Origin of the sequence: Francisella adeliensis, assembly GCF_003290445.1 — a bacterium.
GTDB classification, from domain to species: domain Bacteria; phylum Pseudomonadota; class Gammaproteobacteria; order Francisellales; family Francisellaceae; genus Francisella; species Francisella adeliensis.
Genome location: NZ_CP021781.1, coordinates 306,770 through 324,995, shown reverse-complemented (window position 1 = coordinate 324,995; position 18,226 = coordinate 306,770). Strand labels below are relative to the sequence as shown.

Below are 18,226 nucleotides of genomic sequence, written 5' to 3'. Positions count from 1 at the left end.
ATAAATATTATCAATTATACCTATACATGGCCAAACAAATATATAATATCCGTGGATATGCATGGATAATCATTCTCCTTAGTTCATTCTTACTTTTTGATAAGTATATTATGCAAGTTTTTCCTAGTTTAATTACTGATGATATGATGATCAGCTTTAAAACAAATGCTACACAAACAGGTGCTTTGGGATCTGCATTTTTTTGGTCAATTATAGTTTGCCAGCTTTTCATAGCTGGTCCGATTATAGATAAATATGGTTTTCGCTTAATAAGTCCCGTATCTATAACTATATCAACTGCTGGTGTGATTCTTTTTGTAGTCGCTGCAAACATGGGAAGTCTAACTCTAGCCTATATTGCTAGAATAATTACTGGAATGGGTGTTTCATTTGCTACGATATCATACTTAAAAGCTGTATCTGTATGGTTTGAACCAAGACAGTTTGCTTTTGCAGCAAGTTTTTTAGCTACAGCCGCAATGATTGGCGCTTTGTGTGCCCAGGCTCCGCTAGCATACATTATAAGCTTATGTGGTGATTGGAAAGCAGCTATGCTTTTAATATGCGTCCTTAGCTTATTTATGGCTGTAGTTTACTATATAGTAGTTAGAGACTTTAACCCTGAGCAACCAGAAGCTAGTAATAGTAGTGATAAACTTACAACTATGATGTCATTGAAAGAAGTTATTAAAAATAAGGATAACTGGCTATTAACACTCTATGTTGGATTAAGTTTTACTGCTGTTGACGCATTTGCAGGATTTTGGGGGAACGCATACTTTAGAGAAGCTTATGGAGTTTCAAAAGAAAGTGCTGCTAGCATTATTTCAATGATATTTATAGGTATGGCTGTTGGCTCACCTATTCTTGGTAAAATATCTGAAATGTTAGATAGTCGTAAAGGCGTAATGATAGTTTTCCATATTATCGGGACCATTGCTTTAAGTATAGTTCTTTTAACGAAAACTTCTGCAACAATGTCTGCTATATTGCTATTTATATTTGGTTTATGTCTAGGTATATATATGCTTTCTTTTGCTATCGGCAATAGAATTAATCCTATAATCTTAACTGCTACAGTAGCTGCATTTATAAACACTGGTGAACCAATCTTAGGTGCAATCTTTGACCCACTAATTGGCTACTTTCTTGATTGGTCTTGGACAGGTAAATTTATAACATCTACTGGTGCTGTCGTTTCTCAGCAAATAATGCCTACAGACATAAAATACTTTGAGCTTAGTTCATACCACTTTGCATTTACAACTCTCGTAATAAGCATGATTTTATCACTAATTGTTCTTTTATTTATTAACGATAAAAAAAATAATAACTAATCACTCTCTAAGTTTGATTCTACTAAGCCTTCTAAATAATAAATATCCTTAATATCATTATCAGCTTTACTCACATTACCAATATCTACACTTAGATATACATTGCCTTCAGATTTCATTGCATAAAATGTTACTTGCTCTTTATACTTTTCGGAGAATGTCCAAACGACAGATCTTTCAGGATTAGGATCATTAGCCTTAAGCTTAAACTCTTTAGGATTATCTTTAACAGTTTTCATAATTGCTTTATGTAGTTGAGGAACAGTTACACCTTTCTCCATTTCCAAACTATGGATACCTTGATTTGATTCTATGACATAATCACTACCTAAAATAGGTACGCAACTACCAAGACCTAAACTCGCGAATACTCCTAACACTAGTTTTGTTTTTTTCACTTATATACTCCCATAACCAAATAAAAACCCAATACAACTGCTAATATAGAAACCAATACACTTGCGATAATATAGCCTAGAGCTATAAAGACTTCTCCTCTTTGAAGCAAGTTTAAAACATCTAGACTAAAACTAGAAAATGTCGTAAAACCACCTAAAAATCCAGTCACAACTAAAGAGCGAGTATATGCTGAGATTTCCTCATTAAATAAATTAGTTTTAATTAAAAAAGCTGCAATTAAGCCTATTGCTAATGAACCAATAATGTTGCATAGGAATACTCCGAAAGGTATTTCAGAAGAAAAACTGCTGGTTGCCTGCATTACTAAAAACCTGGAAATAGCCCCTAGTCCACCACCAATACCAACTAATAAAATCATTAAACTCATTTACTGCTCCAATATTTCTCTTGCTCCTCGAGAAATCATCTCTTGAGCTAATTTCACACCAACGTTAACAGGATCATTACCTTGCTCTTGCCTCTCTAAGATAATTTGACCATCACTACTTGCAACTCTAGCCTTTAAAGTAATCTCATCATTTTTCAGGGTAGCAAAAGCTGCTATCGCAACATGACAACCACCCTTAAGTTCTTGGTTGAAAGCCCTTTCAGCTAAACTTGTTTGATAGCTTTGCTTATCGTTTAGTTTTTCTAATACATTCAAAACTTTACTATCTTTTTCTAGGACTTCAATAGCCACAACACCTTGACCAACTGCAGGCAATGATATCTCTACAGGAATAAGCTGAGCTATCCTAGCTTGTAGTTCAAGCCTAATCAAACCAGCTCCAGCTAGTATAATAGCATCATAATCACCTCTATCTAGCTTTGCTAAACGAGTTTGAACATTTCCGCGTAAATCTTTTATAACTAAATCTTTACGATAACTTAGAAGCTGTGCTTTACGTCGTAAGCTAGAAGTCCCTACAACAGCACCTTGTGGTAGCTCATCAATGTTTTTAAAATCATTAGACACAAAAGCATCTCTTGGATCTTCTCTAGGCATAAAACTGGCTATAGTGAACCCTTCTGGAAGCTCATAAGGAATATCTTTGAGAGAATGTACTGCAATATCAGCTTTACCACTTTGCATTGCAATCTCTAGCTCTTTCATAAATAGTGCTTTACCGCCGATTTTACTTAAAGGCTTATCAAGTATAATGTCACCTTGTGTTTTCATTGTGATAACTTCACAATCAATACCCAACTCTTGTTCAATTCGTAATTTGACAAAATTTGTCTGCCAAAGAGCAAGCTTACTATCTCTACTTGCTATAGTTATTTTTTTCATTTAATAATTCCTTGTAAGAAATTAGAAACATCCTTTATTTCTTCAGGGCAAACACTATGCTCCATTCCTAGATAACTTTTATAATTATTTTTAAAACCATTTTCATTAAGCTTATCTGATAAATCTTTACCTAAAACCTCTGGTAAAACCTGATCATTTATACCATGGCAAACTATTATTGGTGTATCTGTATTAGTATCTGTTATTTGATCTTTAAAGTCGCTCCAAGCAGGTAGGTATGTTGATAAAGCCATTAAACCACCTAATTTCCTAGATGAAGTCAGCATTGTATATGTAGCAATAACCCCGCCTTGTGAGAAACCAGCTAGAACTACATTTTCACTAGAAATACCTTCGCTAATCTGAACATCAATAAGCTTATTTAATTGTATTATGGAATTATTAATACCTTCAACATCTACGACCCTATTAAGACTATTAGCATCTAAAGATTTGATGTCGTACCATGCTCGCATTTGCATCCCCATATTTATGGTGACAGGCATCACATCAGCATGTGGAAAAATAAATCTCACATGATCTAAAGAAATATTTAGATGTCCAACGATATCGACAAAATCATGTCCATCAGCACCAAGTCCGTGAAGCCAAATAATACAGTATTTAGTATCTAATTTTGATTCTACTATTTCATAATTCATATTATTTTCAAAGTTGTAACTTTATACCTCAAATGATACATGAATTTGTCATAAATTTAACTATCAAATAAATATCTTTGTGCATAAAAGCTTTATATTTTAAAGCTTTCAACAAAAAGCAAGAAAAAAATCATCAAATCAATACTCGCTGTGGATAACTCTGTTTACAGTAGTGTTTATTTTTTGTTGTAAATTTTTTAACAACACTATATTAAGTTTCATTAATTTACGAAGAACCCTGGAAATAAAGGCTTTGAAGATTAGAGTTATATGCTAAAAATGTGTCAAGGATTAAATAAATAAATTGTGGATAACAATGTGTATGTATTGTGACTTTAAGGTGGATAGCTTAGCTTTATTTGAAGTAAGCCTCTTGATTTATAAGGTTTACCGAGGTGTTTAATAACTCAATAGTATCATTTAGATTATTTTTTTCACCAGTTGATAATTTCTTTGTCATTGCTAGCTCATTAATTGAAACCATAACTCTACCTCTATCTAAAAGTTCAACAACTGTAGCTGTTGTTTTCAAATCAGCATTTTGCATTAAGTAGACTAATTTCCAATGCTGATTTGAATATCTTTCTGTTTGGCGATTAGCTTTGATAGGGATATCTGCTTGAGAGATTATTTCACTTACTTTTGTCTCATTGATCAACTCTTTTCCCTCTATATGATTTCTAAGCTGATAATGCACGACTAAATCAAGATACCTTCTCAATGGACTTGTAACCTGGACATAGTTTTCTAAACCCATTCCACCATGTATGCTAGGTTGAGTAGAGTGACAACCTCTTTGAAGTTTTTTACGCACTGCAAACATCTCTGCAGGTGTGTTTAAGTTTTCTAAACTTTCAGGAGTTAGCTCATGTGCAGGCTGAGTTGAATACGGTACAGGTATTTGGTTCGCTTGACAATATTGACCCACTGCAACCCCGGCCATTAGCATTGTATCTCTTACTAAAGTTCTTGAAGCTAACTTCTCAAGATTTGAAATTTTTACTTTTTTATCAATATCTAAAGATATTTTCACCTCAGGAAACTCTAACTCTACTGCTCCATTTTGAAGACGTTTTTGGCTAAAATTCTTAGCAAACTCAGAAATAAGACCCAAGTCCAAATTTGAAAGATTTTCTTGAGCATACTCATAGCTTAGTCTAGTAACTTTTATTTTACTAAAGCAAATCTCTATGTCTGTAATTTCACCACTTTCTAAAACTTTAAAACCTATAGATAATGCAGGTGAAACTTCATTAAGCCCAAGTCCTAGTACATCGGTAGCATTTGTAGGTAACATCGAAATTATATGCTCCGGCACATACAGGTTTGACCCTCTAGCTCTAGCCTCGACATCAACTTCATCATCAAAAATTATGCTTGAAGAAGGATCTGCAACATGCACCCACATTTTGTCATTTGACTCATCCCAACTAATAGCATCATCAGGATCGTTACTACCCTCATCATCTATTGCATAAGCTGTTAAATGTGTTAAATCTACACGATTAAGATCTGAATCATTATTATAAATAAAGTTCGCAGGGTTACTCTCAAGCTCTGCACCATAGCGATATAAGTGAGGATTTACGAACTCATCCCAAAACCCAACTTCCAACAAAAGTTTATGTGAACTGTTTTCAGATTCTTCTAACTTTAAGTGCTTAAATAATCTACAATTTTGGCTTTTGAGAGTGGCTAATGATTCTATTTCTTTAAGAAACTTCTCATCTTCTGGCAAATAAGTTTTTTGATGAATACGCGACACAAAATCTTTTAGTTCTTGCTCTTTTTTGAGCCTCTCTTCTCTATCAGCAATAATTTTATCTTTTTGCTCTTCAGAGTGAATAATCACATCAAAATCATCATTAAAGCTAAAGTACTCTCCTGCATTTGCAAGCTTCCAAACTGTATATGCCTCATTAAGTCCTTCTTTTTCAAATAAAAGTTCACTAAGCTCAGCTAAGGTTGTGTTATCTTGCTCTTGAAGTAGCTCCCAAGTCATCTCAAGTTCTGGAATTTCTAGTTCTTGAATATCTTCAAGCTCAAAATCTTTTGTAGCTGTGAAAAGTAAATCGACATTTTTAGGTGGCAGTTTAATTTTTTTACCATCTATAGTTTCAATGTCAACTTTTTTATCTAATACATCGACAACTTTTGCTAGTTTTGATTTAAATATTATTAGGCTATTTTTTTGCATAGGTAATAAGGAGGTTATATATGTTATAAAATTATTATTCTAAACTATAAAGAATACACTAAATTTTACAAGTGATACTACTGATAAAAGCAGATAAGTTTTTTATTTTTCTGCCAAATAGAAATCAAATTTTTTATATTGGGTGTTATATTTGTCTATTATCTTCACCTCTTCACAGCTTTTCTTTAAAAGTTTATAGCCATAAACAGTGACATCAATAGTATTATCACAACCAGGATAAGCCAACAATAAAACACCCGGCTTTTCTTTGTTTTGCCAAATCCTGTAGTAGTGAGGTTTTGATTGCATAAACACACTTAAATAGAAGCCATATTCCCAGTTTCCAGAAGCAAAATTTGGCTGTGGAAGATTATTTTCTGTTAAAAAATTTTCGGCACTTAATGCTACACTATCACCGATATTATTATGCTCTATATTATTGTTAAAAAACGTATTTAAATTAAAGGAAACAAAGTAAACCAAGTTAACGATTAAAATAAATGCTACGAGCTTATGTAGATTTATGTTCATATCTACTAACTTTAAATTCAGTAACGCATAAATTGCTGGCAACAAAAATACTGTTGTACAAACAAGCCACTCTGTAGGTAACATTCCATTTAAAGATTCTAAAAAAACAAATATAATATAAGGAGCTAACCCAAGTATGATCAATATTTTTTTATCATATAAGTATTCTTTTTTACATCTAACTACTCTTTTCTTGAAAAGAAGATATATAAAAACAATTATTGCGATTGAAAGGTTTAAAAGCTGAAAAACACTATCAAAAGCTGCATACAAAAAACCATGTAGAAAACTTGAATCTGGCTCGCTAACACGAGCTGTAACATAGTCTAGTGTCTCAAAATCAATACTATAAAGAGATATAAAACCTGGTAATAAAAATATTGTACCAACTAAAATAGCTATACAAATATTTACTAAACATTTCTTATCAAACTTCATAACAATACATATAAGCATCGCAATTGCGATTAAACCAATCTGGAATTTCGCATACACTCCAAGAGCTGTAAATATCGCTAATAAAACCCAGTCTAATCTTTTATTACCTGTGATTGCCTTAGCAAAATAATATGTACTAGCACTCCAAAATGGCAATAAAATAATGTTTTGGTTATATTGAATGAAAAATTCGCCCATATAGAAAAAGCTTGCCACTGATAAAAGAAACAACATTATTGCCTCTTTTATTGGGTAAAAAAGTTTAATTGTTCGATACAGATAAAACCAAGTGACAAATATACAAACACTAACTGCTAGAAGATCTGCTAAAAGAGAGTTAAATAAATAAGTGAATGGGATAAGAAATAAGGGGCCTAAACCAGGATGTTTATCATAAACCAAATGAGCTTTCATTCCCCACATCATGTTTTCCGCAGTATCAGGAGAAATACTTGATGGTGAGTGTATCAAAAGAGTGAAACCCACCCATATAACTAGAAAGCCAAATAAAAATAGAACTAAAGGGTTATTTTTTTTAAACATTAAAAATTATTTGTAGAGAAAGTTTGCATATTGTAACATAGCTTCTTGAGATTTTAAGAACTGATTAGAACTACAAGTAAGTAGATTTATTTAGTGTCAGGAGTGTCAGTTGATGCTTCATCTTCCGTCATAGTGTGATCTAAAGGTAGATCTTTAGCTTTAACAGTACTTCCACTAGCTGCTGAATCGTTATCTACAGTGGTTGAACCACTTGGCTCCATCATAATGTTATTTGTGACAATATCACTTTCAAGTTTTGCAACTTTTCGTGATAAAACTTCTTTAGGATGGCCATTTGGCTTTTCTTCCTCATCAACAACCTTCTTAAGATAGTTATCCAATTCTTTTGTAACATCCTTTTGATTCTTCATAACATCTTTTTGCATAAATCTCGCTTCATGAACTGAATCAATAGTCATATGTGTATACATATACTCCGGATCTACAACAAACGGTCTTAATTTTGCATTGTATTTTTTAACAATTCTAGGGAAATCTACAGTATAAGCAACTTTTATACGTTTTTTACCATTGTCTCCATTTGTTACCATTGCAACAAGATTTGCATCTATCTTAAATTTCTCTCTAACCAAATGGTATTGTTGCTTTCTATCTAGCACGATCTGCCTAATAGGTGTAGCAAATACATTATCGATCTTGATTGGCTTATTAACCGTTGTAATACCCGCCTTTGAAAGCTCTTTTATTGCATAATCACCATAAGCATCTTTAGTTAATCTAAGGTCTATATCTATCATTTTAGATAATACTTTCTCTCTAAACTCGCGAGCTTCTTTAAGTGTGAAAGCCATACATGTTCCAGTATCATCTTTTTGGAAACAACCATTTCGCTTATCTACAAATAAAAATAATTTACGTGTTTTATCATAATAAAGCTGATAATCAGGAGTATCTTCTCCATGACCAAGATATACAAATTTATCTCCGGTTAACATTCCACATGAAGCAACAGCCAACAGTAAAAAAGTAAGAGATACTAATTTAACAATTTTGCGCATATTCTATTATTTCCAATATTTTATAATTCAACAACAATTTTTGCCTAGCTTACAGAAAAAGTAAAGGGTTTGCAGCTAATTTAACTTAAAAGTTTAAGCCATTGCATTTTCTTTCATAAGCTTTTTATATTTTTTCTCAATCATCTGGCGTTTAATAGCTCCTAAATGGTCAAAAAAAGTAATCCCATTTAGATGGTCAATCTCATGCTGAATACAACGAGCAAGATAACCCTCTTTTTCCACCTCAATTTCTTCACCAAACTCATTGAGGCCTTTAACTTTTACAGTTTCAGCTCGTTTAACCTTAGCGTTAACACCAGGAAAAGACAGACAACCTTCTTCATCATTTATCTCTCCTTTTTCTTCAACTATTTCTGGGTTAATAATAGTTATAACATTATGTTCATCACTATTAAGACTCTCAATCATAATAAAAAATCTCTTTTTAATACCTACCTGAATAGCCGCTAACCCAACGCCATTAGCTTCACTCATAAGTCCTGCCATTTCTTCAAGAGTTGCTCTAAAATCATCATTAATTTCATCTTTTGAAACTTCTTTGGCTACTTCTTTTAATACTGGATGTGGATACTGCAAAATTTGTAAAGGCATTTTATGCTCCGTTATTCTCTATTTCTTTTTTTAAATTAGCCATAGTTAAAGCAGCTTGGACACAATATTTGCCTTTATGTCCTTTTTTACCACCAACTCTTTCTAAGGCTTGCTCTTTATTATGTGTGGTTAATATACCAAAAATTACAGGTAAATTATATTGATGCATTACTTTTTGTGTTCCTTCACTAACCTGATTACAAACAAAATCATAGTGATCTGTCTCACCACGGATTACACAACCAAGTAAAACAATAGCATCAACCTGCTTAGTTTCAGCAAATAATTTTGCAGCATAAGGTAACTCTACAGCACCAGGAACTTTTTTTATAACAATCTGCTCATCTGTTAAGCCTTGATCATAAGCTTCTTGCACAGCACCCTCAAGCATCTTATTTGTTATTAAATCATTAAATTCTGCAACAACTATAGCAATTTTTCTCATTTTCAGCCTCTTTTATATACCTTTTATTGAATGGTTCATTTTGTCTTTTTTTGTTTTCAAATAACCTTGATTATGAGAGTTAACAAAAGCTTCACAGCTTATTGTTTCGACTTCTATGCCTACAGTTTCCAAAGCATTAATCTTCTTGGGATTATTTGAGATTAATTTACATCTTGAGATTTGGTTATATTTTAGCACCTGTATTGCAAGATCATATTTCCTAGAATCTATTGGTAAACCTAAAGCTTCATTTGCTTCAATGGTATCCATGTTTTCATTCATTTGCAGGTTGTATGCTTTTAGTTTATTTACTAGGCCAATACCTCTACCTTCTTGATTTAGATATATAAGATAGCCACCATCTTGATTAACCATCCGCATTGCTTTATGTAATTGAGATTGGCAATCGCATCTCAATGAACCAAATAAATCACCTGTTATGCAAGATGAATGCATTCTCACTAATGGATTATCACCACTATAGTCTTTAGATAAGACCACAACTTCATCACCACTAAAAACATCTTTATAAACAGTCATTTCAAGCTCACCAACACCTTCAAATGGCATTTTTGAACTTGCCTGTTTCTCTACAAAAACCTCGGTTGCTAAACGGTATTGATATAAATCAGCTATTGTAAGTATGGGAAGATCATACTTTTTAGCAAATCGTTCAAGTTCGTCACCATTCATCATAGTACCATTTTTATTCATCAGCTCACATAAAACACCAGCACTATTAAAACCTGATAATTTCATCAAATCAACTGTTGCTTCAGTATGACCATTACGCCCAAGTACACCTTTATCATTAGCTATCAATGGAAATATATGACCAGGTCTAGCTAGCTCGGAAGCTTTAGCTGCGGTTTTTGAAGCTACCTGTATAGTTTGAGCACGATCTTTAGCAGAAACCCCTGTTGTCACACCTTCTTTTGCTTCTATTGTCACAGTAAACGGCGTTTCAAAAGTACTGTTATTTTTATCAGCGGCAACCATTGGAGCAAGACTTAGTTTATTTGCTTGAGTGCTATCCATTGCTAAGCAAACTATACCACTCGTATACTGTAACATAAACGCAATATTTTCTTGTGTTGCCATTTCACCAGGTAATATCAGATCACCTTCATTTTCACGATCATAATCATCAATTACAACCACACCTTTACCACTTTTAAGTGCTTGTATGGCATTGTTGACATTTTGTTTTATTTGCTCAAACATTCTTAAATCCTTGCATGTATTTATAAATATATTTACCCGTAGCATCTGCTTCTAGGTTTACTTTAGTCCCTACGATATAGTTTTTTGCTATAGTTGAATCCATAGTATGTGGAATCAAAGTTACACTAAAACCACTTTCTAAAACCTCAACAACTGTAATACTCATACCATCAATAGTTACAAAACCTTTATCAACTAAATATCTAATAAAACCCTTAGTTGCTGATATTTCAATTAACCAAGCACCTCCAACATCTTTGATACTGTTAATAGTTCCTTGCTCATCAACATGACCCTGTACACCATGTCCACCAACAAAATCACCATAACGAATTGCTAGCTCTGTATTTACAATGTCACCTTCTACAAGAGTATCAAGGTTAGTCTTTTGTAGTGTTTCTGGAACCACATCAAAACTTGCAATAGCCTGTTCAGCATTAATTGTTGTTACCGTTAAACATGTACCATTGATTGCTACACTATCACCAATATTACAATTACTACAATTATCAAAAGCTATGTAAAAAGTCTTAACATTATTTACTATTGATATTTTCTTAACTATACCTAACTGCTGTACTATACCACTAAACATTTTTATCTCCCGCAAATGACGCGTTGATAAGTAAATCATTACTTAACAATCTAGTATTATTAAATTTGAGTTTCTTTTTTGGATTGGTTTTTGCAATTGCAACAGGGCTAACTGAGACAATAAACTCATTGATTAATTCTTGTGTAATAAAACTTTCCAATATCTTTTGTCCACCTTCAACTAAAATACTAGTAATACCTATTCCACCTAATCTATGAAGTAAACTATCTAAATTAAGATTATTATCTCTGGTAGGAACAATCCAACATTCTACCCCTAAATTATCAAGCTTTTCCTTTGCACCCTGGTCAATAGATGTGCATACAAGTATAGTTTTAGCAGCTCTTTGATCCAAAACCTTCCAAGATTCACTTATATCTTCAATCTCATTAAAAACAACTATTCTAGTTGGGTTAATTTTTCTATTTAAGTTTATACGCACATCTAGCTCAGGGTTATCATCAATCAGCGTATTTTTACCAACCAATATTGCATCGCAGATATTTCTAGTCTGATGAGTATTTATAAATACTTCTTTTGAACTGATTTTTTTACTATCGTAAGAATTAACTTTAATTTTACCATCTAAAGACATTGCCCATTTTGCAAATACAAACGGCTTTTTATGTTTTTGATAATGGAAAAATATTTTATTAAGGTCTTGAGCTTTATCTTCTAAAAGTCCAACCTCAGCTTCAATACCTGAATCTAAAAGAATATCTATTCCTTTGCCTGCCATCTTAGGATTAGGATCTAAGGTAGCTACAACAACTCTTGATACTTTCGCTTCAATTAAAGCTTTTGTGCATGGAGGGGTTTTACCGAAATGACAACATGGTTCTAGAGTCACATAAACTGTTGCACCCTGTGCATTTGAACCAGATTTTTCAAGAGCATACTTTTCCGCATGAGCTTTTCCAGCCTGGGCATGATAGCCCTCACCAACAATCAAACCATCTTTAACAATAATGCAGCCAACCATTGGGTTCGGTGACACACTAAATCGACCTCTATTAGCTAGAGTTAGTGCTTGTTGCATATAGTATTGGTCTATGTGTTTCATACTGCCGCTTTTAGGTTGTCAATAACATTAAGGGCAGGAATAAAAAAATCTCAAGAATATACTTAAATATTTTTCTCATATATTAAATAAATCAAGTAATTAACATCACTGTCAATCATTTAACTTACTTGAGTTTCAATCATCTTCTTTCATCCAGACTTTAACTGTCGGCTTTGGAGTCTCACCAAATCTGCTGACCTTTTTGAAAATTCAAAAAGCGCTCGCGGGCTTCTAAAGATAGTTACCGCCGGTAGGGAATTACGCCCTGCCCTGAAGATTTTTTAAATTATAGCATATTAAAATATACTAAAAATTAATTATTTAGGATAAATGCCTACTCCACTGTGTTGATAGTCTCTTGAAGCTCGCCAGACTCTTTCATTTCCATAATTATATCACAACCGCCGATAAGCTCTCCTTTTACCCATAACTGTGGAAATGTAGGCCATTCAGCAACTTTTGGTAGTATTGCTCGAATATCTGGGTTTTCAAGAATATTAACAAATGCAAAAGGCTTACCACATGCTCTAACAGCAGTAGATGCATGAGCAGAAAAACCACATTGTGGCATATTTGGAGTACCTTTCATATATAAAATTATATCGTTTTCTGTGATTTGCTTTTGTATCTTGTCAACGACTTGTTGTTCTTCTGCTGTGTACATAACTATATCCTTACTGGTTAAATTAATCTAATAAGCTTACTAAGCTTAGAAATTTCTCTAAAAAAATGATAGCATATTATACTAAATACAGTTAAATATTAAACGATTAAATTAATCAAAAGGAGTTAACTATGAAATTTGAACTACCAAAATTACCTTATGCGGAAGATGCTCTAGAGCCTGTAATCTCTAAAGAGACTATCCAATACCATTATGGAAAGCATCATCAAACTTATGTAACTAACTTAAATAAGTTAGTTGAAGGCACTGAACATGATGGCCAAAACCTTGAAGAAGTTATTAAAACTACTAGTGGCGGTATGTTTAACAATGCTGCTCAAGTTTATAACCATACTTTCTACTGGAACTGCTTATCCCCAAAGAAAACTGAAGCATCTAGTGCTTTAAAGGCAGCTATAATTGAAACTTTTGGCTCTATTGATGAGTTTAAAGCACAATTCTCAAACGCTGCAGTTACTACATTTGGTTCTGGTTGGGCATGGTTAGTTAAGAACTCTCATGGCAAATTAGAAATTACTACTACAAGTAATGCTGGTTGCCCACTTACAGACAACAAAAAGCCTTTACTAACTTTTGATGTATGGGAGCATGCTTACTATGTAGACTACCGTAATGCTAGACCTAAGTATGTTGAGTCTCTATGGGATATAGTAAACTGGGAATTTGTTTCTGAGCAATTTGCCAAATAACCATTTCTAATAAATTCTATCGTTATTTCAGACTTCTACTTTATTAAGATTCACTCTCAATAAGGCTAGAGATTTTATAAACTTCTTTTGTTGGTTCAAACTTAAACTTTTTAGGTATTCCATCATAATACATAGTTACCTCACAAGTAAACTCATTGTATCTATTCTCCTGACAGGCACTAGGAGTATTGTTTTCAGAATTATATATTGTTACACTTTTATTTGATTTTATTTCTTTTTTAACCCCAGCAAACTTGATCTCAAATCTAGAATTCATTGCGCCCATATCATTTTTAATTTTTACTTTTTCAATAAGAGGAGGCTCTTCGTTCGAATTCTCGGAACCATATAGTGAAAAAAAAGCTAAAGATAATAAGAGTGTAATGGTAGTTTTTTTCATGAACTATTAGTGTAGTTTTATATAGTGAGGCTTAATTTAACTTATATTCATGGAAAAATCAAACCAATTAAAACCCTAAAAAATTATCTACTCATCAAACCTATAATCTGCTTAACGAGTCTTCGACCCTTGACAGGGTTAAACATAATTGAACTAAGAGCTAAGTGGTCTGCTCCAATTTCTAAGTATTTCTTCGCATCTTCTAGGGTATAGATCCCCCCACCGCCTACAATAGTTATACTATCGCCAAATTCCTCTCTAGCCTTTTTGATAGCTGGAAAAGTATATTGATGCAACGGGTAACCAGATACACCACCTTTTGGTGTAGGGATAGTATTACAAAGATGAAAAGATGTTATACCCACTTTGATAAACTCTCTAATTTTAGCATTAATATCAATTGTTGGCGGTACTTTAACTATTATGTTTTTATCTGCAAATAATGGTGCTAATTCTATCGGAAAATCGACTATAGCAGCATTTGGACAACCTATATTTACTTCTATATTTTTATGAGTAAAAAATTTAGGGCTTTTTAGCGTCTCTGCAAAACTATGCCAATCAGCCACCTCTAAAGCAGCTAAAGAAATAATATCTTGAGCTCGTTTAGGTGGGTTTATATTTGCTAAACCTGGGTTACGCAAACCAATTTTATTACGCCAAGCATTTCTCTCTACTTTACGAATGGTTTTAATAGCTTGTTTAATAAGTCCCCAACGCCTATTTACGGTAAAGGAACCATAAACATTAGAACTTTCTTTGAATTTGATATATTTACCAAAAGGTGGCGAAATAATTACATCTTTAAGATTTTGGTTTTTCATATTTCTTAATACTCAAATTCTTTTAGCTTTTCTGAAATATTATCTGCGCGCAATAGTGGTCTACCTACAATAATGTATTCAACACCTAACTCTTTTGCTTTTTTAGGAGTTAGTGCATTAAAATGATCATCTGAAAAATCACTCTCAAGCCTTACACCTGGGACATATAGCTTTATTTTATCACCAAACTTAGCTTTAACATCGGCAACCAAATAAGGATGGCAAATAAAGTCTGTAACTCCAAGTTTCACACATCTTTCAAATTTAGCTAAACTATCGGCTTTATTAAAGTTAGCATCACTACTTAAAGTGATAACAGCTAAAGGTATCGCCGTTGTTTCTGCAGTTAATGCAGCTTTTACCATCTCATCACTTGCTGTACCGTGGAATGTAAAGTACTTAAAATTTGGAATAGCTTTTGAGTAGTTTTCAATAGCTGTTTTGACGGTGTTTGGAATATCATGAAGTTTGAAATCCAAGAATATATCTTTGTCACCAACAAGCTCATTAATCTCTTTAAAAGATAGCGTTGAGCATAATATATGCCCTATTTTGACACAATCAACCAGCTTTGAAATCGTTGCTGTTTTTTCTAAATCACTTTTAGAAATACCATCTGCGGAGAACATTATTTTCATTTGAGGATTCACTATTAAAAGAATATCAATATTGAAACTATATAATAGTTGAATCCAAGCCTATAGTAAATAAGTTTATGAGATTTAAAAAACTACACACTCTTAATATTCTTGATACTCAAAGAAATCAACCCCAAATAATCAGGTTCACCAGGAATACCTTTAATTTTATTTTTTTGTGAAAGCTCATAAAGATTTAATCGAAGGTTTTTATCCTTAACTAAAGAGCTTAAGTTTTTAGCTATGCTCGGATAAAGCTTTATATCAATACTTTTTATTTTATCTCTGTACTCCAACAAACATTTATCACTTTGCTTATTAGCTTCTTCTTTTGATGTATTTATCACATAGTAGTTTTCAATTTGTTTTGAAAGATCCATTTGCAGCTGAATAAACACAAGTAAAGAATCTAAACCTAAGTTATATTTTTTTGCAATGCTTTCAGCATTTTGAAGAACTTTTACTTCCTGCTCAGCATCATACAAGGAAGAGTTAAGCTTTAACTTACAAACTCCTATTCCTTCCATAAGTTTAGCTCTTTGCATTATAAGCCTGATAGTCTGTTCATCTCCAGCATAGCTCACACCAATCACAACAAAAGCTAAAATAACAGTTTTAAATAGCTTCATAAACATAAAACCTTTTAATCTAAATTAGAACTGTACAAATAATACCATTTAATCTGATAAACCTTACAAAACTTTAATCTCCCAATGCTCTTTTAGAGAATATAATAAAAGTATAGAACAAACATTAAAGGTTAAGCATTATGTTTAAAAAAATATCTGCTCTAGGATTATCTATCGCCTTATCGTCTTGTAGCGTAATTGGTATAAACAATACCCCACAAGCGAAATATCAAGACATAAAAAAAGACAATAATTTTTCAGTAAGAGTTTATGAACCAGTAGTCGAAGCACAAGTGACTATTGAAGGTAAAGATTATAAGTCAGCGATAAATAAAGGTTTTAGAGAGCTGTTTAAATATATTACTGGCTCAAATATTTCTAAGCAAAAAATTTCAATGACTGCTCCTGTTATTACTGAGCAAAAATCACAAGATATCGAGATGACAGCCCCAGTTCTTATAAAGAATAATGAACAAAATAACTCTTGGACAATAACCTTTGTAATGCCTGCTAAGATGACACTAGAAAATGCTCCTAAGCCAACAAATAAAGAAGTTAAATTAGTCGAAAAACCTAAAACTAAAGTAGCTGTGATTGAATTTAATGGTTATATGGATAAACAGTCGATTGAGGTGAATACAAAAAAATTAAAAAACTGGATAGCTTCAAATAATCTTGAAATTATAGATAGGCCTCAAGCAGCTGGATATAACCCACCGTGGACAATACCTTTCTTACGCAAGAATGAAGTTATAATCCCTGTGAAATAGTTTTTCTAAAAGCTGTCATAATAAAACCACTATAAGACAAACTCTTTCATAATTATGTTAATATTAGATGTTTTTTTGATATTATCTTGTAATTCTTTAGAAACTACATCTGATTTAGTTTTTATCACAAAATTCAAATCACGAGATCTATTATACAAACGATTTATAATACTTCTCTTACAATTATTTTCTAGTAAAGTTACTTCGAAACCTATTTTATCCTCTAAGTTATCCCAACAATTAATCACATATGATTTTATATTTTCATCATCAATACGATTTGCTACACAATTCTTATTTACTTCTTGAAGAGCATTTTTATTGTCTGATATGTAGTTAGATTTAATTACTGACAACAAAAGTCTCATTTCATTATTTGCGACTAAAATACTTTTTCTAAACATAAGACACTTCCTTTTTATTAAAATCGGAACTAAATATTCCGATTAACTACAAATATAATATACAAACAGCCACTTTACAACTAAAAATTCCACTTTATGAGTTTAAGAATAAAAATAATAATATATAATTACATATTATAACAATCAATTATAGTTGTAAGATGTTTGATTATACAACCGAGTTAAAGCCCAAACTTAAATCTATTGGGATGACACAAAAAGCATTAGCTGAAAGGCTAAATATAAGCACTAAAGCTATACGCAACTGGATAGCTGGTATTTCAAGTCCTACTATGAGTAGACACGAACAAGTAATGAGTATTTTGGGTCAGATAAATCTTACGAAAAATGTAATCCAAGAATCAACCACGCCAATTATACAAGTTCCAATTTTAGACTATGTTCAAGCAGGTGAATTTACAGAATCTTCCACAGATACAGATCCTATAGGACATATGGAGCTACCTGCAAATATAATTCCCAAAAATGGTTATTTACTCGAAATTACAGGCAAAAGTATGACTTTTGATCACTCAGATAGACAAATACTTACAGACAAATACCTTAAGTATTCACTCCAAGAAGGCGAATCTATAATAGTCGATCCAAACCAAATTGATATAAATAGTCTAATCGGTAAAGTTGTAGTTGCTCAAAACTCTGAAGGAGCAACAGTCAAATTGCTATACAAAAATGATGGTAAACTTTGTCTAATGCCACTCAACTCAAACTTCCAAGGCAAAGAAAACATAAAATATCCTTCTAGTGCTGTAATACTTGGTAGAGCGGTAAAAGTTATAAAATTTGATGATTTGTAAAATAATTATTTTT

22 protein-coding genes and 1 riboswitch are annotated in these 18,226 nt (G+C 32.5%); of the genes, 4 read left to right on the top strand and 18 right to left on the bottom strand.

Annotated elements, in window-relative coordinates; genetic code table 11:
• Positions 1-26: 26 nt before the first annotated feature.
• Positions 27-1,337 (top strand): MFS transporter, encoded by a 1,311-nt coding sequence (locus CDH04_RS01635; protein ID WP_112869372.1) that lies wholly within the window; start codon positions 27-29, stop codon positions 1,335-1,337.
• On the opposite strand, the gene CDH04_RS01630 is transcribed toward CDH04_RS01635, so the two are convergent.
• The 13 genes from CDH04_RS01630 to grxD all read right to left on the bottom strand — a co-directional run bounded on the left by CDH04_RS01630 (position 1,334) and on the right by grxD (position 13,020).
• A complete protein-coding gene (locus CDH04_RS01630) occupies positions 1,334-1,735 on the bottom strand; it encodes a hypothetical protein (RefSeq protein WP_244909963.1) in 402 nt (133 codons plus the stop codon). The two genes, CDH04_RS01635 and CDH04_RS01630, sit on opposite strands and share 4 nt — an antisense overlap.
• Positions 1,732-2,124: a fluoride efflux transporter CrcB gene (gene crcB / locus CDH04_RS01625; RefSeq protein WP_112869371.1), complete on the bottom strand. Its 393-nt coding sequence runs from the start codon at positions 2,122-2,124 to the stop codon at positions 1,732-1,734. Before crcB ends, CDH04_RS01630 begins: the two co-directional genes overlap by 4 nt.
• Positions 2,125-3,027 (bottom strand): hydroxymethylbilane synthase, encoded by a 903-nt coding sequence (hemC, locus tag CDH04_RS01620; RefSeq protein ID WP_112869370.1) that lies wholly within the window; start codon positions 3,025-3,027, stop codon positions 2,125-2,127. It lies immediately after the preceding gene.
• Complete coding sequence (locus CDH04_RS01615; protein ID WP_112869369.1) at positions 3,024-3,689, bottom strand: dienelactone hydrolase family protein; 666 nt, start codon at positions 3,687-3,689, stop codon at positions 3,024-3,026. The genes hemC and CDH04_RS01615 overlap by 4 nt, the downstream gene beginning before the upstream one ends.
• 355 nt (positions 3,690-4,044) lie before the next feature.
• Entirely contained in the window at positions 4,045-5,886 is a 1,842-nt protein-coding gene (locus CDH04_RS01610) for a ribonuclease catalytic domain-containing protein (protein ID WP_112869368.1), read from the bottom strand.
• Between the two features lie 102 nt (positions 5,887-5,988).
• The gene (locus CDH04_RS01605) at positions 5,989-7,398 is read right to left on the bottom strand and encodes a glycosyltransferase family 39 protein (protein WP_112869367.1); all 1,410 of its coding nucleotides are present in this window, start codon (positions 7,396-7,398) and stop codon (positions 5,989-5,991) included.
• 86 nt (positions 7,399-7,484) lie between these two features.
• A complete protein-coding gene (locus CDH04_RS01600; RefSeq protein ID WP_112869366.1) occupies positions 7,485-8,417 on the bottom strand; it encodes an FTN_0109 family protein in 933 nt (310 codons plus the stop codon).
• 93 nt (positions 8,418-8,510) lie between these two features.
• The gene (def, locus tag CDH04_RS01595) at positions 8,511-9,029 is read right to left on the bottom strand and encodes a peptide deformylase (protein ID WP_112869365.1); all 519 of its coding nucleotides are present in this window, start codon (positions 9,027-9,029) and stop codon (positions 8,511-8,513) included.
• A gap of 1 nt (position 9,030) precedes the next feature.
• Positions 9,031-9,474 carry a 6,7-dimethyl-8-ribityllumazine synthase gene (gene ribH, locus CDH04_RS01590; protein ID WP_112869364.1) on the bottom strand — a complete coding sequence of 148 codons (444 nt, stop codon included), beginning with the start codon at positions 9,472-9,474 and terminating at the stop codon, positions 9,031-9,033.
• A gap of 12 nt (positions 9,475-9,486) precedes the next feature.
• Positions 9,487-10,698 (bottom strand): 3,4-dihydroxy-2-butanone-4-phosphate synthase, encoded by a 1,212-nt coding sequence (ribB, locus tag CDH04_RS01585; RefSeq protein ID WP_112869363.1) that lies wholly within the window; start codon positions 10,696-10,698, stop codon positions 9,487-9,489.
• Positions 10,691-11,293 carry a riboflavin synthase gene (locus CDH04_RS01580; protein ID WP_112869362.1) on the bottom strand — a complete coding sequence of 201 codons (603 nt, stop codon included), beginning with the start codon at positions 11,291-11,293 and terminating at the stop codon, positions 10,691-10,693. The genes ribB and CDH04_RS01580 overlap by 8 nt, the downstream gene beginning before the upstream one ends.
• Positions 11,286-12,356, bottom strand: coding sequence for a bifunctional diaminohydroxyphosphoribosylaminopyrimidine deaminase/5-amino-6-(5-phosphoribosylamino)uracil reductase RibD (gene ribD / locus CDH04_RS01575; protein ID WP_112869361.1), 1,071 nt, complete (start codon positions 12,354-12,356; stop codon positions 11,286-11,288). Before ribD ends, CDH04_RS01580 begins: the two co-directional genes overlap by 8 nt.
• 137 nt (positions 12,357-12,493) lie before the next feature.
• A riboswitch (FMN riboswitch) is annotated at positions 12,494-12,638 on the bottom strand.
• Positions 12,639-12,690: 52 nt separating this feature from the next.
• The gene (gene grxD / locus CDH04_RS01570; RefSeq protein WP_112869360.1) at positions 12,691-13,020 is read right to left on the bottom strand and encodes a Grx4 family monothiol glutaredoxin; all 330 of its coding nucleotides are present in this window, start codon (positions 13,018-13,020) and stop codon (positions 12,691-12,693) included.
• A gap of 131 nt (positions 13,021-13,151) precedes the next feature.
• On the opposite strand from grxD, the gene CDH04_RS01565 reads away from it, so the two are divergent.
• Positions 13,152-13,730 (top strand): superoxide dismutase, encoded by a 579-nt coding sequence (locus CDH04_RS01565; protein ID WP_112869359.1) that lies wholly within the window; start codon positions 13,152-13,154, stop codon positions 13,728-13,730.
• Positions 13,731-13,773: 43 nt separating this feature from the next.
• Here the strand turns inward: CDH04_RS01565 and CDH04_RS01560 are convergent, their stop codons facing one another.
• The 4 genes from CDH04_RS01560 to CDH04_RS01545 form a co-directional block, all read right to left on the bottom strand.
• Positions 13,774-14,130 carry a hypothetical protein gene (locus tag CDH04_RS01560; protein WP_112869358.1) on the bottom strand — a complete coding sequence of 119 codons (357 nt, stop codon included), beginning with the start codon at positions 14,128-14,130 and terminating at the stop codon, positions 13,774-13,776.
• Positions 14,131-14,213: 83 nt separating this feature from the next.
• A complete protein-coding gene (locus CDH04_RS01555; RefSeq protein ID WP_112869357.1) occupies positions 14,214-14,954 on the bottom strand; it encodes a diguanylate cyclase in 741 nt (246 codons plus the stop codon).
• A gap of 5 nt (positions 14,955-14,959) precedes the next feature.
• Positions 14,960-15,592, bottom strand: coding sequence for an orotidine-5'-phosphate decarboxylase (gene pyrF, locus CDH04_RS01550; protein ID WP_174208879.1), 633 nt, complete (start codon positions 15,590-15,592; stop codon positions 14,960-14,962).
• Positions 15,593-15,684: 92 nt separating this feature from the next.
• Positions 15,685-16,221 (bottom strand): chorismate mutase, encoded by a 537-nt coding sequence (locus CDH04_RS01545; protein WP_112869355.1) that lies wholly within the window; start codon positions 16,219-16,221, stop codon positions 15,685-15,687.
• Between the two features lie 140 nt (positions 16,222-16,361).
• On the opposite strand from CDH04_RS01545, the gene CDH04_RS01540 reads away from it, so the two are divergent.
• Complete coding sequence (locus tag CDH04_RS01540) at positions 16,362-16,991, top strand: SOUL family heme-binding protein (protein WP_112869354.1); 630 nt, start codon at positions 16,362-16,364, stop codon at positions 16,989-16,991.
• Positions 16,992-17,020: 29 nt separating this feature from the next.
• Here CDH04_RS01540 and CDH04_RS01535 read toward each other — a convergent pair whose 3' ends face one another.
• The gene (locus CDH04_RS01535) at positions 17,021-17,395 is read right to left on the bottom strand and encodes a normocyte binding protein 2b (protein ID WP_112869353.1); all 375 of its coding nucleotides are present in this window, start codon (positions 17,393-17,395) and stop codon (positions 17,021-17,023) included.
• Positions 17,396-17,556: 161 nt separating this feature from the next.
• On the opposite strand from CDH04_RS01535, the gene CDH04_RS01530 reads away from it, so the two are divergent.
• Positions 17,557-18,213 carry a LexA family protein gene (locus CDH04_RS01530; protein ID WP_112869352.1) on the top strand — a complete coding sequence of 219 codons (657 nt, stop codon included), beginning with the start codon at positions 17,557-17,559 and terminating at the stop codon, positions 18,211-18,213.
• Positions 18,214-18,226: the final 13 nt, after the last annotated feature.